Genomic DNA, 4,609 nt, shown 5'->3' with positions numbered 1-4,609 from the left:
TGGCGGGCGGCCTCGGCGAGCGGACCGGCCCAGCCGACGCCCACGCTGGTCAGTCCGGCGATCCAGGCGGCGGTCCGCCATCCGGGCCATGGTCCGCGGCCGCGGTGCCGGTACACACCGAGGAGGTACGCGGTCAGGGCCAGGACGAAGACGGCCGGTCCGACGGACTCAAGGACCCACCACTCGGCGGCGACGGAGGTCGCGTGTTCTCCCGGCGTGGTGCCGACCGCGTCGGCACCCCCCGGCGTGGCGTCGTGACCGTGGTGCGCGTGTCCGGTGTCCACCGTCGATCAGCCCCGGGGCCGCCGAATCGTGGGGGCCGGCAGAGCTGTGTTCCTGGTCCGGCGCAGCAGGACCAGGCCGATCACCAGCAGGAGGATCGCGGAGAGTATCCACACCAGGTCGTAGACGAGCAGGTCCACGCCGTAGCGGATCTGGTGGATGCCGAGGAGCTTGTGGAACACGATCCCGTCGACCAGTTGGAAGAACCCGACGCCGGTGAGGACCGCCCCGACCCAGCGGGCCCATGGGACGGCGATCTGCTGGCGGACGTCGGCGAACATGAACAGGCCCCACACGGTGATCAACCAGGTCGCCCCGTGGAACAGGCCGTCGGCGACCAGGGCCGTCGTCGTGGTGGACAGGTCGTAGAAGTGATGCCACTGCAGGACCAGGTGGAAGACGAACAGGTCGATGACCGAGCCGGCGATCCCGCACCCGAACAGGAATCCCGAGTGCACCAGGCGTCGCCCGGCGGTCGGATCGGTGGTGGGATCAGGCCTGGGCCCGGCGGCGGACTCGGGCGTCGACGACGTGGGCATGGGCGGCCGCCGTGGTCAGCTCGCGGTGGCGGTGTCGGATTCGTCTTGCGGTTCCCCGGCATTCTTCCACTCGGCCCGCTCCTTCATCTCCCTGGGACGGAAGTAGAGCAGCCCGGACAGGACGGCGACGAGGAAGACGACGAGCATGGTGATGAACAGCGGCCAGACACCGGTGAGGAAGATGATCGGCACGGCCATCGCGGTGACGAGGCCGCCGCCGAAGAACGGTTCGAAGACGAGTTGCTTGTACCCGAACGCCTCGAACGCGGGGCTCTGGGTATCGGGGTCGACGATGCGCATGAGGATGAGGCCGGTGGCGGTGACGCCCATCGACTGGCCGAAGTCTCCGATGCCGCGCTCGAACCAGTAGCGGCCGATGATGCGCGGTGCCAGCCAGAGGAAGATCCCGACGTTGAACAGGATGCCGGCCACGGCGAGGACAACCCGTGGGTCCGGTGGGAGTGGTCACCCGGATCGTGATGGCGGGGACCTGGGTTCTGTTCGCCGTGGACTTCGTGGTCAGGTTGGCGTTGGCGGAGCGTCGCGGACCGTGGTTGCTCAGGCACTGGTACGACCTCGCGGTCATCGCTCTGCCGGTCCTGCGACCGCTGCGACTGCTCCGGCTGGTGACCCTGCTCGGGGGGATGAGGCGGTCGGCGGGCACAGTGGTGCGCGGTCAGGCGATCACCTACGCCGCGGGGTGGACGGTGGTCCTGCTCGTGGTGTCCTCGCTCGCGGTGTTGAACGCGGAACGTGGGGCACCGGGGGCGTCGATCCAGACATGGGGTGAGTCCCTGTGGTGGGCGACCGTGACGGTGACGTCCGTGGGGTACGGCGACTACTCGCCGGTGACCCCGGTGGGACGCACGATCGCGGTGGGGCTCATGTTCGGCGGGATCGCCCTGCTGGGCGTGGTCACGGCGACGCTCGCCTCCTGGCTCCTGGAGAGGATCGCCGAACGCGATGGTGCGGGAGAGGACCGGGACGGACCCGGTGAGCCCGGTCCACGCGCCGACCCGCCCGGCGGCTCGTCCGTATCGTCGGGGCCATGACCACGGACACCGCACGTCCCCTCACTCTCGGAACCCGGTACGCGAGCGAGTTCCCGGAACTGGGTGTGCCGTGGAAGGCCGCGGAGGCGTCCGGGCCGCGGCTGCTCGTGCTCAACGACGCGCTGGTCGACGAGCTCGGCCTGGACGCCGACTACCTGCGTGGCGAGGAGGGCGTGCGGGTGCTGACGGGCACTCACGTGCCGGACGGGGCCACGCCGGTCGCCCAGGCCTATGCCGGACACCAGTTCGGCGGGTACTCGCCCCGGCTCGGCGACGGGCGGGCCCTGCTGATGGGGGAGCTGCCCGATGGCCGTGACCTGCACCTCAAGGGTTCGGGGCGCACCCCGTTCGCCCGCGGTGGCGACGGACTGGCCGCGGTCGGCCCCATGCTCCGCGAGTACGTCATCAGCGAGGCGATGCACGCGCTCGGCGTCCCCACCACCCGCTCGCTCGCCGTGGTGGCCACCGGGAACACCGTGTACCGCGAGTCGCCGCTGCCGGGCGCGGTGCTGGCCCGCGTCGCCGCGAGCCACCTGAGGGTGGGGACGTTCCAGTTCGCGCGATCGGTCGACGACGACGAGCTGCTGCGTCGGCTGGCCGACCACGCCATCGCCCGGCATCACCCGCACGCCGCCGACGCGGAGAACCCGTACCTGGAGCTGTTCGCGTCCGTGCTCCGCGGCCAGGCGGAGCTCGTTGCCCGCTGGATGCTCCTCGGGTTCATCCACGGCGTCATGAACACGGACAACACCACCATCTCGGGCGAGACCATCGACTACGGGCCGTGCGCCTTCATGGATGAGTTCGACCCGGCCACGGTCTTCAGCTCCATCGACACCGGTGGCCGCTACGCCTACGCCAACCAGCCGCCGGTTCTGCAGTGGAACCTCGCCCGGTTCGCCGAGACCCTCGTCCCGCTGGTCGACCCGGACCAGGACGAGGCGGTCCGGCTCCTCACCGAGGTGCTGGGCACGTTCCCGGAGCACTACCAGCGGGCGTGGACGGCCGGGATGCGCGCCAAGATCGGCCTGCCGGACGAGGTCGGGGACACCGAGGCGACCGACCTCATCGACGAGCTGTCCCGGCTGCTCAGCGCGACGCGGGCCGACTACACCGGCTTCTTCCGCGCGCTCGGGGCGGCCGCGGACGGGGACGACGAGCCGGTGCGCGAGCTGGTCGGGTCGCTCGCGGAGGGCTGGGTGGCGACATGGCGGGCCCGTCGACCCGACCGGGGATCGATGGACCGGGTCAACCCGATCTACATCCCGCGCAACCATCTCGTCGAGGAGGCCCTCGACGCGGCCACGGCAGGGGACCTGGGGCCGCTGTCCGAACTCCTCGTCGTCGTCACCGACCCCTACACCCGGCGCGCCGGTTACGAGCGCTATGAACGTCCCGCCCCTCCCGAGGCCGCGCCACACGTCACCTACTGCGGCACCTGACGCGCCGCCCCCAGCAGTACGCGCGTATTGATACGAAACATTTATCTTCCGTGGGTGCTGTTTGTCAGCCGTTCGTACGACAATGAGGTTGTCACATCAATCTTACGGCCGGGCCGTGAGACGGGCGGGAGGCCACCACGTGCGACTACTCATCGCGGACAGCGACGGCGGGTACCGCCAGCCCTCGGCCATTCTCGGACGGTTCGTCGACGACCTCGTTGAATGGACAGGCGCCCGGGAGGCCGTTCGGGTGCAGTGGCCGGCGCCCGGGTCGGGTCGGCTCCGGCGGTCGCACACCTGGGAATCGGCGTCCGCGGCCGGGGTGGCCGACCTCAACCGCCTCGTCCATCTCCACCCGTCCGACGACCTCGTGCTCATCGGGGCGTGCTGCGGCACCCGGGTGATCCACGACTGGATGGACGCCCACCCGGAGGATCTCGACCGGGTCGCCGCCGTGGGGTTGATCGCCGACCCGTTCCGGCCGCGCGACCGCTGGCTCGTCGGCACGTCCGATCCGGGCGGGCAGGGCGTGGCGGGACCGCGCCGCGGACCGATCCCCGAGCGCACCCACTGGGTGTCGGTGCCGGGCGATCCGCTGAGCGGCGTGCAGCCGTCGAACCTTCTCCGCGGCGCCGTGAGGGACTCGGACCTGACGCCCGTCCAGGTCTACGACGAGCTGATCGAGAACCTCCCCGACTCCCGCACCCGGGTCGCCCTGCGTCTGCACGTCGTGGAGCATCCCGGACGGTGGTCGCCCCATCTGCTCCGTCAGCTCGACGACGTCACCGACACCCTGCTGACCTATCGCGACGCGGGGTACGCCGCTCTGTACGAAGCCGACGTCGACGGTGCCTCCCCGCTGGCGCGGCTCGCGAGGGTCATCGCGGATCAGGTCGCGGCCGACCAGGCCGCCTGAGCGGTTCGGTACACCCAGGCGGTTCGGTACAGCTGGACGGTTCGGTACAGCCAGACGGTTCGGTACGGCTAGACGGTCGCCGGGACCGGACGGCGGCTCCGGAGCAACTCCTCGAACCGCGCGGCCGGGCCCGGAGTGGGCAGGCGACCCTCGTTCGCGTCGGCGAGCAGGGAGTTGACCGTCTCGCGCGCACACGTCTTGTTGGAGCCGATGAACCCGCGCGGACCCCGCTTGATCCACCCGACCACGTAGAGCCCGGGCACCTCGCGGCCGTCGGCGGCGTCGAGGACGCGGCCCTCGCGGCTGGGGATGGTCGCGGACGCGGGGTCGAACGGCACCCCGGGCACCGCCACGCCGCGGTAGCCCACCGAGCCCAGG

At 71.1% G+C, this 4,609-nt stretch carries 6 protein-coding genes and 1 pseudogene; 3 read left to right on the top strand and 4 right to left on the bottom strand.

Annotated elements, in window-relative coordinates:
- From G6023_RS16295 to G6023_RS09185, 3 genes are all read right to left on the bottom strand, one after another.
- Nucleotides 1-284, bottom strand: a 284-nt coding sequence (locus G6023_RS16295) for a cytochrome c oxidase assembly protein (RefSeq protein ID WP_182635125.1), incomplete at its 3' end; no start/stop codon positions are given.
- 6 nt (nucleotides 285-290) lie between these two features.
- Entirely contained in the window at nucleotides 291-821 is a 531-nt protein-coding gene (locus tag G6023_RS09190; protein WP_182635123.1) for a DUF2243 domain-containing protein, read from the bottom strand.
- Between the two features lie 15 nt (nucleotides 822-836).
- Nucleotides 837-1,253 carry a hypothetical protein gene (locus G6023_RS09185; protein WP_241727782.1) on the bottom strand — a complete coding sequence of 139 codons (417 nt, stop codon included), beginning with the start codon at nucleotides 1,251-1,253 and terminating at the stop codon, nucleotides 837-839.
- Between the two features lie 14 nt (nucleotides 1,254-1,267).
- Here G6023_RS09185 and G6023_RS09180 point away from each other — a divergent pair, with 14 nt between their 5' ends.
- From G6023_RS09180 to G6023_RS09170, 3 genes are all read left to right on the top strand, one after another.
- Complete coding sequence (locus G6023_RS09180) at nucleotides 1,268-1,873, top strand: potassium channel family protein (RefSeq protein ID WP_347570753.1); 606 nt, start codon at nucleotides 1,268-1,270, stop codon at nucleotides 1,871-1,873.
- On the top strand, nucleotides 1,870-3,315 hold the full coding sequence (locus tag G6023_RS09175; protein ID WP_182635121.1) for a protein adenylyltransferase SelO: 1,446 nt from the start codon (nucleotides 1,870-1,872) through the stop codon (nucleotides 3,313-3,315). Before G6023_RS09180 ends, G6023_RS09175 begins: the two co-directional genes overlap by 4 nt.
- A gap of 115 nt (nucleotides 3,316-3,430) precedes the next feature.
- A complete protein-coding gene (locus G6023_RS09170) occupies nucleotides 3,431-4,231 on the top strand; it encodes a hypothetical protein (RefSeq protein ID WP_182635119.1) in 801 nt (266 codons plus the stop codon).
- 68 nt (nucleotides 4,232-4,299) lie between these two features.
- On the opposite strand, the pseudogene G6023_RS09165 reads toward G6023_RS09170, so the two are convergent.
- A pseudogene (locus tag G6023_RS09165) lies at nucleotides 4,300-4,609 on the bottom strand (FAD-dependent oxidoreductase); the annotation flags it as partial.

Source organism: Dietzia sp. DQ11-71 (assembly GCF_014144995.1).
GTDB lineage: Bacteria > Actinomycetota > Actinomycetes > Mycobacteriales > Mycobacteriaceae > Dietzia > Dietzia kunjamensis.
Note: the sequence above shows the minus strand (reverse complement) of the source record. Positions and strands in the feature narration are given on the sequence as shown.

Coding starts and splice junctions, on each gene's coding strand:
- G6023_RS09190 (WP_182635123.1), bottom strand. CDS start 821: ATGCCCACGTCGTCGACGCCCGAGTCCGCCGCCGGGCCCAGGCCTGAT.
- G6023_RS09175 (WP_182635121.1), top strand. CDS start 1,870: ATGACCACGGACACCGCACGTCCCCTCACTCTCGGAACCCGGTACGCG.